Source organism: Alkalihalophilus lindianensis, from assembly GCF_032843265.1.
In the GTDB taxonomy this organism is placed as follows: Bacteria; Bacillota; Bacilli; order Bacillales; family Bacillaceae_D; genus Alkalihalophilus; species Alkalihalophilus lindianensis.
The window spans coordinates 1-229 of sequence record NZ_JAWJBA010001157.1; the positions used below are offsets into that span (position 1 = coordinate 1).

The following is a 229-nucleotide window of genomic DNA, read 5'->3' on the forward strand; positions in this document are numbered from 1 at the left end:
CCCAAGTCTAGCCACGGCGTCGTTCCACGTGAAACATGATCGATAAGCTGGGCCGAATCCGCGATGTGGCGCAGCCATATCTGCGGCAACGTCGAAGCCGCGATCAGGTTCTGCGTACCGGCCCCCTTCCGCAAGAGTTCCGCGTATCGCTCGACCTTCGCCAGCGCGGCGGAGCCCTGACAGCGGGCTGCGACGAAATCCCGCGCCTCTTCCTCGGTCATTGCGCGGT

Annotated in this window: 1 protein-coding gene; it reads right to left on the reverse strand. The window is 64.2% G+C overall.

Translation table 11 applies throughout. The annotated features are described in order from the left end of the window. Positions 1-229 (reverse strand): RsmG family class I SAM-dependent methyltransferase (locus tag RYX56_RS25700; RefSeq protein ID WP_317124557.1); only part of this gene is annotated, 229 nt, incomplete at both ends.